Here is a 16,486-nt window from a genome sequence, read left to right as displayed (position 1 = left end):
CTTCATAATTTCAGGTTGAAAAATATTACAGCCCTTTTCTTTATAAGCTTTTATTAACGGAGAGAAACTCCTTTCCTGATATGCTCGTATAGTTGCATTTGATAGCCTTAGCGTTTTAAGAATCTCTTTAGCTTTGGTAATGATGTCAAAAATACTTTTTTCCATAACGGTGGTCTCCTTTAGGAATTAAGGAAACTTCATTATAGAATGAAAAGTTATCCCGACTTATAATGTACTGATGCCCGTAACTAAGCCGATTTTTGCTGTTTTACGGTATAATCATAAAGTCGGGATAAGTGGTGTGAGAGCCCCGAAAGGGGCTACTCGATTATGCTATACTACAGCTGACGAATGTCTTGATTAGCAGTTGTTATGGCGCATTTCAGTTTTTGGGATCTTCGTCAACCGGTCAGACTTAAACAGCAGTATCCATCTGATTCAGAATCTTCTTCACCTCGTTTTCACCGATTTTTGAAGAAACCTCAAGATTACACCTCAGCATTTCAAGAGTCTCCTTAAGCTCCTGCATCTGTTTCATAATTTCACGAAGTCTTTCGTAGTTAATCTTAAAAACTGCTCTATTGGAATTGAGCCAGGATAAGGTTTTAAGTGCGCAGTTAAGATTATCTTCATTGAGAGTAACAGAACTTGAGCGCTTGTTTTCCTGTAGTCCTCTCTGATAAGCCTGTTCTAAAAGCTGACTGGTCTTTTTCTCCTGAATCTGCTCTCGCATTTCAAAGAAAGCTTTAAACCAGGGCGATTTTAAGTTTTCTTACCTTGTCAGAGTTTCTCTTGTAGGTAATCAGTAGGGTAGCCTGTTGTTCATTGAGGATAGCGATTTCTTTATCTTGAGTTCCTCCCTTTCCACTAATTATTGGTTTCGTTTTAAACGAAGCCAATCCAAACTCATTTAAATCAGCTTGGTATTTTTTGGCCAAAGCAATTACATCTTTATGCTCCTTATCAAGAGCTGTGGCAATTACCTCAGAAGTGGTTACTGGGATTGTTTGATCTTCGGACATGAAAACTAATGATGTGTTAGACATGATATGTCTCCTATACTAATATTTTTCAATTCACCCCCTTTTTCAGAAGGGCGGTGGTGCTGAAAAAAAAGAGTATAGACGGGCGATGCTTATTCAATATATTCACATCACACCACCATAGAGCTTTAAACACAACTACGCAACTGTAAGTCACAGCTACGTAACTATGTATAATTTATTTTGTAATGATTATTGAAATTTTAAAGGGAAGGTGATTTGGGAACACTTTACCCCTCACTCGGAGGGGCAGTGATGCTTTAAATTATCTTCTAAAAAGACGAGTTAACAGCAGAATAACAGGAAAGAAACAAGATCCTAAAGCTGACATTTGTTTCCCTTCTAACCCTAGCACAAGCGTAACGCCAATACATAGAATGCAAATAACAGCAACAAGCCATTTATTAAAATTAGTTGTTGACTTGAAAAAATCAAATTGTTCTTTATCAAGAGCTCTTCTGTGCTCTGCTTCTTTAAAAGACTGTTCTACTACCTTATCAACTAGATCAGGACGAAAATTATGTAATTTTTCTAGCTGTTCTATCGGAGGAAGAGGATTATTGTCATCCTGAGCCACAAGCTCTGTTTGTCTTTTGGTTCCTTCAGTCTGCGTTCTAATTCCGCTTTTCGTTGCCATTATTAACTACTCTAATACTTTTTCTATAATCCATTTCTATGTTTTTGACATCTCTTGCCAGAGCTTTTTTATCTCTATAAAAACCTCGGCTGTAATCTGGCATTTTAGGACACAAACACTCAGATAACTCAAAAACACCATCTGAAAAAGATTTTGTTAGACTAAAATTAAACATTTTTCAGTCCCCCTTTTTCTTCTCTATATTATTAAGTTTAACCATTTTAGTAGATTTTGCTAATCATTTCATCTTTAAATGATTATTAAATTCAATTTTGTAAGTCGTAGCTTTTTATACAATTTGTCAAAGTAAAAAAAATCTATAAGAATATCGTTATAATGAGTGCAGAGAGAGCATCTTGCTATTTGTATAATAAAATTACAAAATGGGGGTGCAATGGGGTGCACTAAAAAAATTATTTATTTGTAAATCAGATTGTTAAAAAGATAAAAAGACGCTCGTCCTGGCACCAAACATCCCTCGATCTTTTTTTTTCAAATCATTTTTATAACGAATCCTGCATTTTTCAACAAATTGCTTTGTTATTGTTTTTGTCTTGCAGATACAATAAAGCGAATATTTTCATGGATTCTGTATGCTTATATTTGCCTTACTGTTACTGTATTTAATCTGGGGCATGAACTGGACGGTTATGAAGATCGCTTCAGGGTATTTTGAACCAGAGTTATTTGCAACCTCAAGATTTCTGGTGGGGTTTATTGTTCTGCTCCCTCTGATTTATTTCAATAAGACACACAGAACTAATTTTATAAATATTATCAAAGATGGTTTTGGGAATAATAAAACAGAACAGGGGGTAGAGATTTCATCTTCTAATAACGACAAGTCTCTTATCTCAAGATTAAACAGCAACTCTCTTTTATGGATAGCACTTGTAGGCATACTTCATATTAGTTATTCAAATGCTGTTGTGCAGATTGCCATAGCCCATCTTGGAGCCAGTGTATCCTGTGTTCTCAATTACACCATGCCTATATTTGTGGCAATCCTGTCCTATATCGTTTTGAAAGAGAAATTCTCTTTTGTAAAAAGTCTAGGTATAGGTCTAGCTTTCATTGGACTTTTCATCATCATGAATTTCCGTATGGAAGGTGAGCTTTCGATGATGTTTCTAGCATTAAGCGGAGCTTTGTCCTGGGCGGTTGCGAATCTCATTATCAAAACTAAATTAGGCGGGCTTGATAAGCTTGCTCATACTACACTGCAGCTTGGATTTGGAACCTTCTTTCTGATTGTTTATTCATGTATTGTTGTAAAGACTCTGCCAATATTCAACCTTACATCCATTCTCTGTCTTCTGTATAACGGAGTTCTGGCTTCAGCCTTATGCTTTGTTCTCTGGAGCTTTGTTGTGGATGTAATGGACCCCTCCGCACTTGCAGTAAGCTCAATGCTGACTCCTCTTATTGGTGTTTTGGGAGGAGTAGTTTTCTTATCAGAAAGATTCTCTTCAAGAATGGTTTTTGGAATAGTGCTGCTTCTATTTGGAGTCTTCCTTGTACAACTTGTGGTAAGACGCCAAAAGAAGAGTTCTGTTTAGATTGCGTAAATAAGGCCGTAGTTATTTTAATCTTTAACTGTCAGCATTCCCGGTTTGTCCATAACTTTAATTGAGTCTGCCTTTAGAAAAAGATCTGTAAAGCCGTTATGCTCAAAATATACAGCGTGACCGGATACTCTTACCCAGGTGTTATCAGGAGGGATCTCTCCATCATAATCAATATACATTCCTGCATAGCTGTCGTTATAGCAGCAGCCAGGTCCTAGTCGGTATACAAAAGGGAATTCTTTTCCTTCAAACTCTGGATCATCAAATTCACCTCGCTGAAGATTGCCTTCGAATGTAATAATATCGTCCTTATATACTTCTTCAAGATTGGTGTAGATATCATTCATTGTGGTTATGAAAAGCTTATCCTTGATGACAATTTCTCTGCCAAAGCAACAGCTACTCGTAAGCATGATGATAAAAAGAGAAAACAGCAATTTTTTAAACAGCATTTGAGCCTCTAATTTTTTCAATCACAACATGAACAAGGAATAGGGCAACATTGATTAGAACGATGGATGCTCCTGTTGGCGTTGAGAACTCATATGAAACGTACAGGCCTGCAGCAAAACAGAGCAGACTGATTGCAAGAGAGTAAAGAACGACATTCTTAAAGCTTCTACATACTCTCATGGCTGTTAGAGCTGGTATTACAATCAGATTTGAGATTAGAAGCGCTCCCATCATTCTCATGCCCAGGGTGATGATAACAGCACTCATAAGAGCTAAAGCCAGATTGTAATATTTAACCTTAAGTCCCGAGGCTTTGGCGAAAGTCTCGTCAAAGGTAATTGCAAAAATCTTTGGATAGAAAAGAATGTACAGAACAATAATCACTGAGCACAGGAAGATTGTCACATACATATCAGATACTTTCATTCCTAAAATTGAACCGAAAAGATAATTGCAGACATCGGTATTCATACCTGTGGTAACTGACAGGAGCATTACACCCAATGCAAGTGCAGAGGTTGAAATCAGAGCAATAGCTGCATCGGCCTGAACCTTTGATCTCTTGGATAAAGACAGAAGCAGGAATGCACAAAGCATTACAACTGGCAGAGACAGATACAGAGGAGACTGATTAAGTACAACCGCCAGGGCAAGTGTTCCAAAGCCAACATGAGATAAGCCGTCACCCATCATGGAGTAGTGCTTTAAAACCAGACTAACTCCGATGATACTTGCGCAGGCGCTGATAAATAAGCCTGTAATAAAAGCTCTTACCATGAAAGAGTAGGAGAACATTTGAATTATTGAATCAATCATACATGATGCTCCATTAGACTCTTATAGGTATCTGTTTTTATGAAGTCCTCTGTTTTGCCAAAGAACTTTAATTCATGTTCGATGCATAGAACACTGTCTGCTTCTTTTATGATTCTCTCAAGGTCGTGACTGATCATCAGAATAGAAGTTGAGTATTTATCATTAAGCTTTCTGATGCTGTTATAAAGACGCGACTGAGAGGTTACATCAAGTCCCGCTGTAGGTTCGTCCAGAATCAGAAGTTTGTCGCTTGCAACAAAGGCTCTTGCTATAAGTACAGCTCTTTTCTGTCCACCAGAAAGATTAAAGTACCCCTTATCCAGCAAATCCTCAAGTTCAAGCTCTTCAATAACGGTGTTGATTCTGACTTTGTCAGCTTTTGATACAAAAGGAAGCAGGTGATGTCTGCACAGTCCGCTGATTATGATTTCCCTTGCTGTTGCAGGAAAATATGAACCATCATTATTCTGCTGTGCCACATATCCTGTAGTCTTAACGGTTTTATCAAAAGAGAAACTTCCCTCATAACGCTTGTTCTCATGAACAAGTGTTTTTACAAGGGTACTTTTGCCGGCACCGTTAGGTCCAACTACAGCAAGATACTGACCTTTGCTCAGATTAAAGGTTATGTCCTTTAATACCTGGGAATTATCGAATTTAACTGAAAGATTATTTACGTTTAATATTGTCATACTCAATTAAGTAGTAGCTTTCGCCACTACTTATACATTGTTAGTTTAAAGCGGCTTTAAGAGCAGGAAGATTGTCGTTGAACAGATCAGCCATAGTTCTGTTTGCCTTAAATTTCTCAACCGTAATATTATGACCGGTATTGAAAGTCATAACCTTTGCGCCAACACTCTCTGCGATAGTTGAGGCAATATTATCTGAGGACAGTTCAATTTTAAAAATAACTGGAGACTTCAGCTGCTCTGCCTTGTCGATCAGGAATTTGATAGTTGATGCTGAAACCTCTGTTTCATTGGAGCAGCCTTTGAATGCTGCATAATAATTCAGACCGTAATCTTTTACAAAGTATAAAAGAGGGAATCTGTCACCAAATATAAGTGTCTTATTCTTTGAACCAGAAATGATTTCACTGTATTTTTTGTCTAGTCCATTGAATCTGCTTATATATTCAGCAGCGTTCTTCTCGTAAAACTCCTTGTTTTCTGGATCTAATTTTACAATAGTCTGACAAAGTTTATTTAGAATTACGACATCGTTTTTAGGTGAAGTCCAGACATGCTCGTCGAATTCGTGTTCTTCACCATCTTCATGTTCGTGTTCTTTTTCCTCAGCTTCAGGCTGCATGCCTTCAATTTCCTCTTCATCTCTTAGATCAACTTCCTTCGTAAATGCAAAAGTATTCAATTTATCAAGGTTGTCTTTTAGGAAGTTTTCAATCCACTCGTCATTCTCTCCGCCATTGAATACAAACAGGTCGGAATTTTCAATTGCAATAAGATCCTTTGGTGTTGGCTCATAGCTGTGAGCTTCTGCTCCGATCTTTAGGAGCATGGTTACATTACCCTTATCTTTGATGATGTTCTTTACAAAATCGTACTGAGGAAAGTTTGTTGCGATAATGTTAAGTTCTTTTGAAAGAACCTCTGGCGACCAGGCTAGAATCATTAAACCTGAAGTAATTGCTAATACTGATTTTAATTTTTTAAAAAACATATAGACCTCGTAAAAAAACAGACTAAACAAAAATAAAAACGTATTTTTCTTGTTTATTCCGACTTCTTTACACGGTTAGTAACTGGTGTAGCCCTTATAACTGTTTTCTTATACAGGATGACTGTATACAGAAAAATTCCGAATGCAAAAAACAGAACAGTATTGTTTAGGTTTGATCCCAGAGGAGTAGGGGATTCGTCGTTAATAAGATGCAGTGAGGTGCAGATGACACAGTGATCTTCATGGTCACATTGGTGAGCTGCAAAACTGGTCTTATAGAAATTGAAAAAACAGCTAAATGCTATAAAGGCAATGATAAATAATTAAGCTTTTGCCTGTTTTTTCCTGTCAAAAAAGTACATTACTATCCCCGTTATCAAACCTGATAATTATGTCACATATTTTCTGTTAGTATATGCTTACTAATAATAAATTTTTTCATATTTTTGCATGAGCAAATGCTCATATGTACACATTTCTCTGCAGGTAATTCTGATTGAATACTGTCGATTAAAATAGACGATAAAAATCAGTAATGACGCTTTGTTAAATATCCTATCTTTTAAAGGGGAAATACCTAAAATAATGATATAATTCTACGTGTTGGAATGACCTGTTCAGGTTTGAATATTTTAATTATCAAAAACACTTTTTAGATATTTAATCTGTCCTTTCTGCCGTGATTATTATCTGCCAGTCAGGACTATAGTTCAGTATTGGTTAATTTATAGAAAACGCATGTCTTCAATTGTTATTGGTATAGATCCAGGTTCAAGATTTACCGGATACGGAATAATCGAGTATATAGGCAATACTCCAAATTATCTTGGTTCTGGATGTATTAAAACCGGAGACGGCGATCTGGCCTCAAAACTGAAGATTATCTATGACGGTGTTTATTCGCTGATTGAACAGTTTCATCCCACAGCAATGGCTGTTGAGGAAACCTTTCTATCCAAAAATGTTCAGTCTACAGTTAAGCTCTCTGAAGCCAGAGCAAGCGCAATTGTAGCCGGAGCAAATCTTGGCCTAAGTGTTTTTGAATATACTCCAATGCAGATCAAACAGGCTGTTGTCGGATATGGCTGGGCCGAGAAAGAGCAAGTCCAATACATGGTAAAAAGAATATTAAGATTAAGTGGCAATCCTCAGGCAGATGCTGCTGACGGACTGGCATGTGCTCTGTGTCATTGCTTTACAAATCAGATTACAACAGCAATGGGTAATGAGGTAGCAGATACATCATCTATCCATGGAAGATTACAGAATAAATTCAAATGATCGGAAGTTTATCGGGAAAAGTTTTAAGAATAGACGGAGTAACCGCTCTAATTGATGTTAACGGAGTTGGTTACGAGGTCGACATGCCTGTATCATCTCTTGGCAGTCTGAAGATTGGTGAATCCTGCTTTGTATACACTCAGCATATAGTAAGAGAAGATGCCCAGATCCTTTATGGTTTTCTGTCTGTCGTTGAGCGTTCTCTGTTTAGAATTCTTATCAAGGTCAACGGTGTTGGTCCTAAAATGGCACTGGCAGTTCTATCTACATTTAAAGTGGATGAGTTTATTCAGATTGTAATCTCAGAACAGTCAAAGAGCCTTGAGCAGATTCCTGGAGTTGGTAAAAAGACAGCAGAGAGAATGGTTGTTGAGCTTAAGGATAATCTTAAGAAGTTTGCTCAGTCCGGCTCTGATATCTGTGTTGATTTATCATCTGTTTCTGCTTCTCAGTCAGACAGCTTCAATGATGCCATCGCAGCAATGACTGCACTTGGCTATCGTGAATCAGATGCCATCAAGTATGTAAAGATGGTTGTATCTAAAGATCGTTCTCTTTCAACTCAGCAGATTATTGTTGCTGCTTTAGCGTTGATTTCAAAAGGAAAATCATAATTTATGGCACTAGATGAAAAGGGAATTTTTGCAGATACTCTGACAGTCGATTCTGTTATTCGTCCTGAGAAGACTCCTGAGGAGGAGTTTTCAGAGAATATCAGATCCTCAGAGGACAGAGCCCTAAGACCTCAGTGTCTTGATGACTACATTGGACAGACTGAAGTTAAAGAACAGCTTTCAATAGCTCTTAAGGCTGCCAAGCTAAGAGGCGATGCTCTTGATCATGTTCTGATTTTCGGCCCTCCAGGATTAGGAAAGACAACATTATCCAATATTATTGCTAATGAGCTTTCAGTCGGAATTTCTCAGACATCTGGACCTGCTTTGGAAAAGAAGGGTGATGCTGCTGCACTACTGACTAATCTTCAGCCAAGAAATGTTATTTTTATTGACGAGATTCACCGTCTGTCTCCTGTAATCGAGGAATTTTTATATCCTGCTATGGAAGATTACATGGTTGATATCATGACAGGTGAAGGTCCATCAGCCAGATCTATCAAGATCAATTTAAATCCATTCACTCTTATTGGTGCAACAACCAGAGCAGGTACTCTGACCTCTCCCCTTAGAGCGCGTTTTGGAATTATTCTTCAGCTTAAGTTTTATTCTCCCGAGGAACTAAATATTATTATCAGAAGTTCAGCGAGAAAGTTTAATGTTGAAATCACAGAAGATGCTTCAATGGAAATTGCCTCTAGATCAAGAGGTACTCCTCGTATCGCTAACAGACTTCTGCGCCGAGTCAGAGATTATGCTCAAGTTAAGGGTAATGGTGTTATTACTCTTGAGCTTGCAAGATCAGCTCTTTCAATGCTTAGAATTGATGAGGACGGATTTGATGACTTTGACAGGCAGTATTTGCGCTGTATAATCGAAGATTTCAATGGCGGTCCTGTAGGAATTGAGAGTTTGGCTGCATCATTAGGACATGACAGAGATACTCTGGAAAATGTTGTGGAGCCTTATATTATTCAACAGGGATATGTTCAGCGCTCAAGAACAGGAAGAGTTGCCACAGCCAAAGCTTATGCTAAATTTGGACTGCAGAAAGGATCATAGTTAAATGACAACCAAAACATTTTCCATAAATGCTCGCGTTTATTACGAGGATACTGATGCTGGTGGAATCGTGTATTACGCAAACTATCTGAAATTCTGTGAGCGTGCAAGAACAGAATGGCTAAGAGGAATGGGGGTATCCCAGTCTTCAATGCTTGAGGATAAGAAAGGTTTTGTTATTAAAAACATCAAGGGCAACTACATAAGTTCTGCCAGACTTGATGATATGCTTAAGATAACATGTATCCCAACTAAAGCACGATTTGCAAGTTTAAAAATTTTTCAACAAGTTTATAATCAGCACGACGAACTGCTGTTTGAGTTTGAATGTAGTATTGCCTTTGTTGATCTGGCAAAACACAAGCCTTCAACAATGCCTAAAGAAGCAATTGAATACATCAAGCAGTTTGTTCCAGAGGATGTTTCTCATCTAGAGGTAAAAATCTAAAAATGGATACTTCAGGTTCATTATCAATTACTCACCTTATATTTAATGCAAGTCCACTAGTACAGATTGTTATGCTGTTTTTGCTAGGACTATCTATTGCATCTTGGACTATTATTTTTTCAAAATCAAATTCCTATAAGGCAGCACGTGCAAAGGCTGACGAGTTTGAAGATAAGTTCTGGTCAGGTATTGACCTTAATAACCTATATCAGGAATGTATCAAGAAAGGTCAGGATCTGATCGGTCTTGAGGTTATATATTCATCAGGTTTCAAAGAGTTCGTAAGACTAATCAATTCAGGTCCTGCTGATCAGGAAGTTGTTATGGACGGAACCTATCGTCAGATGAAGGTTTCTCAGTCTCGTGAAATGGAAAACCTTGAATCACATCTTGCAACTCTTGCTACCATCGGTTCTATCAGCCCATATATCGGTCTGTTCGGTACTGTTTGGGGTATTATGCACGCCTTTATTGCTCTGGCCGCTGTTAAGAATGCAACTCTATCAATGGTTGCTCCTCCAATTGCAGAAGCTCTGATTGCTACTGCTATGGGTCTGTTTGCAGCTATTCCTGCAGTTATGTTCTATAACAGATTCGTTTCAAAGGTTGAGGCTTTAGAGAACCGCTATATCAACTTCATGGATGAGTTTGCAACTATTCTAAACCGCAGACTTGTAAGAGTTCGTTCAGAAATGAATATGAAGAACAATGATGTTCCTCAGACCAATACTCAGCAGCCATCAAGCAGCTATTCTCAGAAAAGCTATAATCACCCACTAGGTGAAGAGCAGCATAGTCCATATTCAAGAGCCAGAGCAAATACTCATAGCTCTCCTTACCAGACTCCTGGTGTAGAAGGTGACAGATATCGTAATACCTCACGTTCACCATTACAGGGACAGTAAAAAATGCAGATGGCCCGTACCAGACATACTAAATCAAGAGCCAAAGCAGAAATCAATGTGGTTCCATACATTGACGTTATGCTGGTTCTACTGGTTATTTTTATTGCAACTGCACCTGTTGTGATGCAGGGCGTTACCGTTGATCTACCTCAGGCAAAGGCAGAAACAATGAATCAGGATGAAATGACACCTATCATTGCAACTGTAGATAAGGCAGGTCAGTTTTATGTAACCATTGATACTTCAACCGTAAAAATGGGAAGTTTAGATGAGCTGACAAATTATGTAGCAGGTGAGCTTCAGAAAGATCCTGTTCACCAGCGTCCAGTTGTTGTTCAGGGTGATGCTCAGGTTGCATACGACAATGTTATTCAGCTTATGAATGCACTGAAAAACGGTGGTGTAAAAAGTGTTGGTTTAGTTACAGAACCAATATCAAACTAGTTAATTTTTAGGTAGTATTATGAAGATTAACATGAAGGTTGCCTTCATATTGGCTGTAATCCTTCATTTGATTATTCTTGGCGTACTTTTGGTTCGAGTTTCATTAAGCAAACCTTCAAAACCAAATATGGGGCAGGGTGACATCATGCATGCAACCTTTGTCCCTCCTGCAAAGGGTAATCCAAATGGAAAGGCTGCTGCTCCAAAGCCAGCTCCTGCTCCTGTAGTTGAGGAACCTGATACCAAACAGGAACAGCTGAAAAAACAGCAGGAAGCTAAGAAAGAACTTGAGAAGCGTATTGAAGAGCAGAAAATTCAGGAGCAGAAGATTCAGAAACAGCAGGAAGAAGCTAAGAAACTTGCTCTGAAGAAGGCCGAAGAAAAGAAAAAGTTAGAAGAAAAGAAGAAACTCGAAGAGCAGAAAAAGAAGCTTGAAGCTGAAAAGAAAAAGCTTGAAGAAGAAAAGAAAAAGCTTGAAGAGAAAAAGAAACTTGAAGAGAAGAAAAAGCTCGAAGAAAAAAAGAAATTAGAAGAAAAGAAAAAGGCTGAAGAAGCCAAAAAGAAGGCTGAAGCTGAAGCCAAAAAGAAAGCTGAGGAAGCTGCTAAGAAAAAAGCAGAGGCTGAAGCAAAGGCAAAGGCTCAGGCCGAGGCAAAAGCCAAAGCAGAGGCAGATTCTCTTGAGGATGATATCTTAGGAACAGCCGATGGAGATGAAGTCAACGGTCAGGGCTTAGGTTCTGGCGGTGGTGGCGGTGAAGCCGGATACGGAGACAAGGTCCGTGGTCTGATTGAACAGAACTGGAGAATTGATCCTTCCATGAATGGAAAGAAGGTTGTTGTAACCATCAAGATCGGTTCAAACGGAATTGTTTCTGATGAAAGCTGTCAGGGCGATGAGAAGGTATGTAAGAGTGCATTGGATGCAATCAGACTGGTGGGAATGTTCCCAGCACCTCCTGCAACATGTCCAGAGTGCTCGAATATTAAAATTTCAATGACACCTAAGCTTTAGATAAGCAAAGGCCGGTTAATATAATGTACAAGGGGAGTTAGTCAAGAATGCTAAAACGTTTTTTTGCGTCAATTGCTTTTCTCTTAGCTGCAACCACAGCTAATGCAGATCTGCAGATTGAGATTACTGGTGGTATCAACGAGGGCCACAAAATTGCTGTGTATCCATTTACACAGAATCCTGCTGTAAAACTGGATGTGGCTTCAGTTGTTTCTGCTGATTTAATGAGATCTGGTAAGTTCTCTCCAATTGCTTCATCCGCTCTGCCTCAGGGCGCTGTTGCAAATGGCAGCATTACCAATCTTGATGCTGTGGCAGCTACCGGTGCTGAGGTTGCTGTTTCAGGTATTGTTAATGAGGTTGGTGCAAACACCTACAACGTAGAGTTTGTTGTTACCGGTCTTCAAGGCGCTAACAAAGGTAAGGTTTTAGCTCACTTCAAGGGTAACTCTTCTGTTGCAACCATGCGTCAGGCTGCTCACCGTGTATCAGACAGAGTATATGAGGTGTTCACTGGACAGAAAGGCTGTTTCAGAACTCGTATTGCTTATGTTGTATACAAGAAAGGTGCAACCTTCCCATATCAGCTGATGACTGCTGATTACGACGGCTATAATGAGACTCCAATTGTTAAGTCAACTCAGCCTGTTATGACTCCTGCATGGTCTCCAGACGGAAAGAGACTTGCATACGTAAGTTTCGAGAAGAGAACTCCTGCTATCTTTGTTCAGGACATCTATTCAAAGAAGCGTACCAAGCTTTCTTCATTCTCTGGTCTGAACAGCTCTCCATCATGGTCACCTGATGGCACCAAGATTGCTATGACACTTTCAAAGGATGGTCAGCCAGATATTTACTACTACGATCTGAATGCTTCAAAGTTCGTTCGTGTAACTGCTAACAGAGCAATTGATACAGAGCCAACTTGGGCTGCAGATAGCAAGGCTCTATTCTTCACTTCAGAGCGTGGCGGTAAGGCTCAGATTTATAAGTTTGATTTTGCAACAAGCAAGACTGAGCGTGTGACCTATCAGGGTGCACGTAACCTATCAGCAAAATCAATTCCTGGAACAAATTCACTGATCGTTATTACTCAGGTAAACGGATTCCGTGTAGCTCGTGTTGATGCAGATGGTAGCATTTATATGCTAACTACATCATCTTTAGATGAATCACCAAGTGTTGCTCCTAACGGAAGTATGGTAATATACTCAACAGTGTATCAGGGTAGAAAAGGTCTAGCCCTAGTTTCAGCTGACGGCAGATTTAAGGCAAACCTTCCATCAAGCTCAGGTGAGATTAGTGCACCAGCTTGGGGTCCACTTTTATCAAAATAACTTCATAAATTTAAGGAATTGAAAATGTTTAAGAAGTATTTGTCAATTTTACTGTGCTCAGTAGCAATTTGCTCTTTAACTGCTTGTTCTACATCAGATGATTCTTCAGCAATGGTTGAAGACGGTTCATCAGATGCAGCTTTAGGTCTAGATGCTGATGGTGCTTTAACCGTTGGTGATCCTAATTCTCGTGACGGCTTTAATGGCCCAGCTGAGTTACAGGGTAACAACACTGTTTACTTTGCATACAACTCAGAGAACATCCAGGATCAGTACTTAGGTGTTATGCAGGCTCATGCTCAGTACCTAAAGAAGAATCCTGATGCTAGAGTTATCATCGAAGGTCATACCGATGAGCGTGGTACTCCAGAGTACAACATTGCTCTAGGTGAGAGAAGAGCTCGTTCAGTTGCTCGTTACATGCAGAACCTAGGTGTTGATGTAAACCAGCTTTCAATCGTAAGCTACGGTGAAGAGAAGCCTGCAATTGATGGCCACAACGAAGGTGCTTGGTCAAAGAACCGTCGTGCAGTTTTAAATTACTAATTTAAAATTCTATTAGATTGATTATTAGAGGGCGTAAAAGTAATTTTTACGCCTTTTTAATAACAGTCAGGTAATTTTGTTCTTTCTGGAATTGCAAAAGTTCAGTTTTTGTTGAGGTAAATCGGTGAACAAATTTTATTCTTTATCTAAAAGATCATTTGCAATCTCTTTGATTCTTTCTGCGTTTGTATTTATAAATTCTGCTTATGCTGATGCACAGACTGATTCAATGCAGCGTGCTATGTTAAACATGCAGAATCAGATTCAGCAGCTTCAGGATAAGCTTGCTGAATCACAGGGACAGATTGAAGAGTTAAATCATGAGAAAAAGATTCTAGCCGCAGAAAATGAAAAGCTAAAGGCTCAGATTTCTCAGATGGCAGCTAATACACCTGCTGCATCAGCAGCTACTGCTGAGAATACCAACGGGAATACTGATGGAACGTCTCAGGCTGTAACCATGAAGACTGAAACTGGTGGTGCAACCGCAACTTTATCTCCAGCTAAGAAAGGTACTGTAGCCAAGGCAAATCTGCCTGCAGTTCCTGCGGATGCACAGAAACTTTATCAGGATTCATACGCTCTACTGAACAAGGGTGATCTTGATGCTGCAGCTAAAGGCTTTAAGAGCTATACAAGCAAGTACAGCAACAATGCCTTAACTCCAAATGCATGGTACTGGCTGGGGCAGATCCAGTATAAACAGAACAAGTTCCAAGATGCCAGAATCAGTTTCCTGAATACAGCTAAATTCAAGGATTCTGACAAGAGAGCTGATGCTCTGTATAAGCTTGGTGTTACTTCTAAGGCTTTAGGTGACAAGGAGAAGGCTAAGAAATTCTTTGATGTTTTAATCAAGACCTATCCTACCGCAAGCTCATCTGCTTTAGCTAAGAAAGAGCTTCAGTCGCTATAAACTGAACTCAAAAAAAAAGGGCAAGGTTAAATCCTTGCCCGAATAGTAATTCTGTTCTAAATCTTTTCCTGTCTTACAGAGTAATCTTCAGAATTCTCTTTTCTTACAAACTCAAGTCGATTAGTAAATCCTGCAGGGAGATCCTCTGCATGGTGTGAAACGAAAAGAATACTTGTATTCTTTGACTCAACAACCTTGCTGATAAAGGACTTAACCAAAGCTCTGGCATATCCGTCCAGTCCCTGAAGAGGCTCATCCAAAATCAGAAGAGGAGGCTGCTTTACCAGTGCTCTCACAATCAGAAGTAGACGCTGCTGTCCAAATGACAGTGACTTGAATGGTGTATCCTGTTTATCCTGAAGACCTGCAAGTTTAAGCCATCTTTTAGCTACGCTGATTTCCTCATCAGATGGTTTTGAGTACAGTCCAATGGAATCGTAGAATCCGGAAAGCACAACGTTAATTGCGCTTCCATTTACTCGATAATCAAGATGCAGTGCACCTGAGACAACTCCAAAATATTTTTTGATATCCCAGATAGATTCACCGCTTCCTCGCTTGAATCCAAACACAGTTACATCATTGGTATAAACGAAAGGATTATCTCCGGTTATAAGTGAGAGAAGTGTAGATTTACCGGCTCCATTTGGCCCCATGATATGCCAGTTTTCTCCTTTTTTAACCCTGAATGTAAGGTTATCTAATACTTTTCTCTGATATTCAATGTTCACCTGATTCAGGTTCACAATGTAATCATCCTTGATTTCAGGTAATCTGTACTTAACTGGTACAGGTGGCAGTGATGCAACTGAAACAGAGATACTTCCTAAAAGAGCTTTTGCATCCTCGTTCTTTTCGATTTCTTCTCGTTTATCTAATTTTGTAATTCTGCAATCCTGAATGATTCCCATAGCAGTCAGAGATGAAGGAATCTCAGATGGTCGGTTTACAATCAGTACGGTAGGTGTGTTGTAAACGGTGTGAATATCCTCAATCAGTTTTAAAAGATCTGCTCTTGTCTGTACATCCAGTGCATCAAAAGGAGTATCAAAGATAATCAGATTTGGCTTTGAAGCCAGAGCATGCGCAATCAGGACCTTTCGTCCTTCACCACCTGAAAGCTGACGAATTGGTTTTTCAAGTAAATTCTGAAGTTTTAGCCCTTCTACAAGCTTGCTGATAGTTGCCTTATCGTCATGCTCAAAAATCTTGGCGGGAGTAATACCGATCTCTTCCTCGGGAGTTGTACAGTCAGAATTACGCATCTGATAGTCTGCTTCGAATAACTCCATCTGTTTTTCAAATGAGACCAGGGTAGGGTGATAATTTGTAGGGGCAACACCTGTTTTTAATGGAATTTCAGCATTAAAAGCTTTAGCTATTGAGGTTTTTCCTGAGCCGTTTCCACCGATCAGTACAATCAGATCGTTAGGAGAAATATTTATATTGCCTATAGACACTTCTTTGTTTTCATTTAAGGCAAATACAGCATCCGTAAAAGAAATTGTTCTCTGTGTCATTTTATATCCTTAAATTCAATTTGATTTTTATTATAACTATTATTTAAATTCATGCAATATAAAAAAATATATGTTGCATAAAGTGCAATAAAATTCATCACTAGTCATTATTAATTTGATTTACAACTAAAAACAAGAAAATAGTATTTGTTTTATTGGCCCTATGTCTTATTTTTTATATGAAAATCAAACTATAATCGA

At 38.8% G+C, this 16,486-nt stretch carries 19 protein-coding genes and 1 pseudogene; 11 read left to right on the top strand and 9 right to left on the bottom strand.

The features are described 5' to 3' along the window. Positions 1-415: 415 nt before the first annotated feature. The 4 genes from B5D46_RS08015 to B5D46_RS08000 form a co-directional block, all read right to left on the bottom strand. Complete coding sequence (locus tag B5D46_RS08015; RefSeq protein ID WP_078929015.1) at positions 416-733, bottom strand: hypothetical protein; 318 nt, start codon at positions 731-733, stop codon at positions 416-418. Positions 734-746: 13 nt separating this feature from the next. Further along, complete coding sequence (locus tag B5D46_RS08010) at positions 747-1,046, bottom strand: Rha family transcriptional regulator (RefSeq protein WP_078929014.1); 300 nt, start codon at positions 1,044-1,046, stop codon at positions 747-749. A gap of 262 nt (positions 1,047-1,308) precedes the next feature. Then, positions 1,309-1,680 carry a hypothetical protein gene (locus B5D46_RS08005; RefSeq protein ID WP_078929013.1) on the bottom strand — a complete coding sequence of 124 codons (372 nt, stop codon included), beginning with the start codon at positions 1,678-1,680 and terminating at the stop codon, positions 1,309-1,311. Further along, the gene (locus B5D46_RS08000) at positions 1,658-1,855 is read right to left on the bottom strand and encodes a hypothetical protein (RefSeq protein WP_078929012.1); all 198 of its coding nucleotides are present in this window, start codon (positions 1,853-1,855) and stop codon (positions 1,658-1,660) included. Before B5D46_RS08000 ends, B5D46_RS08005 begins: the two co-directional genes overlap by 23 nt. A 418-nt stretch (positions 1,856-2,273) precedes the next feature. Here B5D46_RS08000 and B5D46_RS07995 point away from each other — a divergent pair, with 418 nt between their 5' ends. Beyond that, positions 2,274-3,239 (top strand): DMT family transporter, encoded by a 966-nt coding sequence (locus tag B5D46_RS07995; protein ID WP_078929011.1) that lies wholly within the window; start codon positions 2,274-2,276, stop codon positions 3,237-3,239. A gap of 26 nt (positions 3,240-3,265) precedes the next feature. Here B5D46_RS07995 and B5D46_RS07990 read toward each other — a convergent pair whose 3' ends face one another. Genes B5D46_RS07990 through B5D46_RS07975 form a run of 4 tightly spaced genes read right to left on the bottom strand, consistent with a single transcriptional unit; the run spans position 3,266 to position 6,200 of the window. Continuing rightward, a complete protein-coding gene (locus tag B5D46_RS07990) occupies positions 3,266-3,700 on the bottom strand; it encodes a TIGR03943 family putative permease subunit (RefSeq protein ID WP_078929010.1) in 435 nt (144 codons plus the stop codon). Beyond that, the gene (locus B5D46_RS07985; RefSeq protein WP_078929009.1) at positions 3,690-4,517 is read right to left on the bottom strand and encodes a metal ABC transporter permease; all 828 of its coding nucleotides are present in this window, start codon (positions 4,515-4,517) and stop codon (positions 3,690-3,692) included. The genes B5D46_RS07990 and B5D46_RS07985 overlap by 11 nt, the downstream gene beginning before the upstream one ends. Then, the gene (locus B5D46_RS07980; protein ID WP_078929008.1) at positions 4,514-5,209 is read right to left on the bottom strand and encodes a metal ABC transporter ATP-binding protein; all 696 of its coding nucleotides are present in this window, start codon (positions 5,207-5,209) and stop codon (positions 4,514-4,516) included. The genes B5D46_RS07985 and B5D46_RS07980 overlap by 4 nt, the downstream gene beginning before the upstream one ends. A gap of 40 nt (positions 5,210-5,249) precedes the next feature. Next, positions 5,250-6,200, bottom strand: a complete 951-nt coding sequence (locus tag B5D46_RS07975; RefSeq protein ID WP_078929007.1) for a metal ABC transporter substrate-binding protein — start codon at positions 6,198-6,200, stop codon at positions 5,250-5,252. Positions 6,201-6,938: 738 nt separating this feature from the next. Here B5D46_RS07975 and ruvC point away from each other — a divergent pair. From ruvC to ybgF, 10 genes and pseudogenes are all read left to right on the top strand, one after another. Continuing rightward, positions 6,939-7,481: a crossover junction endodeoxyribonuclease RuvC gene (ruvC, locus tag B5D46_RS07970; protein ID WP_078929006.1), complete on the top strand. Its 543-nt coding sequence runs from the start codon at positions 6,939-6,941 to the stop codon at positions 7,479-7,481. Further along, complete coding sequence (gene ruvA / locus B5D46_RS07965) at positions 7,478-8,095, top strand: Holliday junction branch migration protein RuvA (protein WP_078929005.1); 618 nt, start codon at positions 7,478-7,480, stop codon at positions 8,093-8,095. Before ruvC ends, ruvA begins: the two co-directional genes overlap by 4 nt. Before the next feature lie 3 nt (positions 8,096-8,098). Then, complete coding sequence (ruvB, locus tag B5D46_RS07960; protein WP_078929004.1) at positions 8,099-9,157, top strand: Holliday junction branch migration DNA helicase RuvB; 1,059 nt, start codon at positions 8,099-8,101, stop codon at positions 9,155-9,157. Positions 9,158-9,161: 4 nt separating this feature from the next. Next, complete coding sequence (ybgC, locus tag B5D46_RS07955) at positions 9,162-9,605, top strand: tol-pal system-associated acyl-CoA thioesterase (RefSeq protein WP_037972585.1); 444 nt, start codon at positions 9,162-9,164, stop codon at positions 9,603-9,605. 2 nt (positions 9,606-9,607) lie between these two features. Next, positions 9,608-10,297: pseudogene (tolQ, locus tag B5D46_RS07950) on the top strand (protein TolQ); the annotation flags it as partial. Positions 10,298-10,519: 222 nt separating this feature from the next. Continuing rightward, the gene (gene tolR, locus B5D46_RS07945) at positions 10,520-10,954 is read left to right on the top strand and encodes a protein TolR (RefSeq protein ID WP_031492007.1); all 435 of its coding nucleotides are present in this window, start codon (positions 10,520-10,522) and stop codon (positions 10,952-10,954) included. A 19-nt stretch (positions 10,955-10,973) separates the two neighbouring features. Then, positions 10,974-11,966, top strand: coding sequence for a cell envelope integrity protein TolA (gene tolA, locus B5D46_RS07940; protein ID WP_078929002.1), 993 nt, complete (start codon positions 10,974-10,976; stop codon positions 11,964-11,966). A gap of 47 nt (positions 11,967-12,013) precedes the next feature. Next, on the top strand, positions 12,014-13,303 hold the full coding sequence (gene tolB, locus B5D46_RS07935; protein WP_031492008.1) for a Tol-Pal system beta propeller repeat protein TolB: 1,290 nt from the start codon (positions 12,014-12,016) through the stop codon (positions 13,301-13,303). A gap of 24 nt (positions 13,304-13,327) precedes the next feature. Next, positions 13,328-13,849, top strand: coding sequence for a peptidoglycan-associated lipoprotein Pal (gene pal, locus B5D46_RS07930; protein WP_031492009.1), 522 nt, complete (start codon positions 13,328-13,330; stop codon positions 13,847-13,849). A gap of 124 nt (positions 13,850-13,973) precedes the next feature. Then, complete coding sequence (gene ybgF / locus B5D46_RS07925) at positions 13,974-14,765, top strand: tol-pal system protein YbgF (protein WP_078929001.1); 792 nt, start codon at positions 13,974-13,976, stop codon at positions 14,763-14,765. Positions 14,766-14,821: 56 nt separating this feature from the next. Here ybgF and modF read toward each other — a convergent pair whose 3' ends face one another. Further along, positions 14,822-16,285 (bottom strand): molybdate ABC transporter ATP-binding protein ModF, encoded by a 1,464-nt coding sequence (gene modF, locus B5D46_RS07920; RefSeq protein WP_078929000.1) that lies wholly within the window; start codon positions 16,283-16,285, stop codon positions 14,822-14,824. Positions 16,286-16,486: the final 201 nt, after the last annotated feature.

It is taken from the genome of Succinivibrio dextrinosolvens DSM 3072, assembly GCF_900167015.1.
Taxonomy (GTDB): Bacteria; Pseudomonadota; Gammaproteobacteria; order Enterobacterales; family Succinivibrionaceae; genus Succinivibrio; species Succinivibrio dextrinosolvens.
Note: the sequence above shows the minus strand (reverse complement) of the source record. Positions and strands in the feature narration are given on the sequence as shown.

What these genes read in the sequence shown, in the direction of transcription:
- B5D46_RS08015 (WP_078929015.1), bottom strand. Translation starts at nt 733, where the DNA reads ATGCGAGAGCAGATTCAGGAGAAAAAGACCAGTCAGCTTTTAGAACAG.
- B5D46_RS08010 (WP_078929014.1), bottom strand. Translation starts at nt 1,046, where the DNA reads ATGTCTAACACATCATTAGTTTTCATGTCCGAAGATCAAACAATCCCA.
- B5D46_RS08005 (WP_078929013.1), bottom strand. Translation starts at nt 1,680, where the DNA reads ATGGCAACGAAAAGCGGAATTAGAACGCAGACTGAAGGAACCAAAAGA.
- B5D46_RS08000 (WP_078929012.1), bottom strand. Translation starts at nt 1,855, where the DNA reads ATGTTTAATTTTAGTCTAACAAAATCTTTTTCAGATGGTGTTTTTGAG.
- B5D46_RS07995 (WP_078929011.1), top strand. Translation starts at nt 2,274, where the DNA reads ATGCTTATATTTGCCTTACTGTTACTGTATTTAATCTGGGGCATGAAC.
- B5D46_RS07990 (WP_078929010.1), bottom strand. Translation starts at nt 3,700, where the DNA reads ATGCTGTTTAAAAAATTGCTGTTTTCTCTTTTTATCATCATGCTTACG.
- B5D46_RS07985 (WP_078929009.1), bottom strand. Translation starts at nt 4,517, where the DNA reads ATGATTGATTCAATAATTCAAATGTTCTCCTACTCTTTCATGGTAAGA.
- B5D46_RS07980 (WP_078929008.1), bottom strand. Translation starts at nt 5,209, where the DNA reads ATGACAATATTAAACGTAAATAATCTTTCAGTTAAATTCGATAATTCC.
- B5D46_RS07975 (WP_078929007.1), bottom strand. Translation starts at nt 6,200, where the DNA reads ATGTTTTTTAAAAAATTAAAATCAGTATTAGCAATTACTTCAGGTTTA.
- ruvC (WP_078929006.1), top strand. Translation starts at nt 6,939, where the DNA reads ATGTCTTCAATTGTTATTGGTATAGATCCAGGTTCAAGATTTACCGGA.
- ruvA (WP_078929005.1), top strand. Translation starts at nt 7,478, where the DNA reads ATGATCGGAAGTTTATCGGGAAAAGTTTTAAGAATAGACGGAGTAACC.
- ruvB (WP_078929004.1), top strand. Translation starts at nt 8,099, where the DNA reads ATGGCACTAGATGAAAAGGGAATTTTTGCAGATACTCTGACAGTCGAT.
- ybgC (WP_037972585.1), top strand. Translation starts at nt 9,162, where the DNA reads ATGACAACCAAAACATTTTCCATAAATGCTCGCGTTTATTACGAGGAT.
- tolR (WP_031492007.1), top strand. Translation starts at nt 10,520, where the DNA reads ATGGCCCGTACCAGACATACTAAATCAAGAGCCAAAGCAGAAATCAAT.
- tolA (WP_078929002.1), top strand. Translation starts at nt 10,974, where the DNA reads ATGAAGATTAACATGAAGGTTGCCTTCATATTGGCTGTAATCCTTCAT.
- tolB (WP_031492008.1), top strand. Translation starts at nt 12,014, where the DNA reads ATGCTAAAACGTTTTTTTGCGTCAATTGCTTTTCTCTTAGCTGCAACC.
- pal (WP_031492009.1), top strand. Translation starts at nt 13,328, where the DNA reads ATGTTTAAGAAGTATTTGTCAATTTTACTGTGCTCAGTAGCAATTTGC.
- modF (WP_078929000.1), bottom strand. Translation starts at nt 16,285, where the DNA reads ATGACACAGAGAACAATTTCTTTTACGGATGCTGTATTTGCCTTAAAT.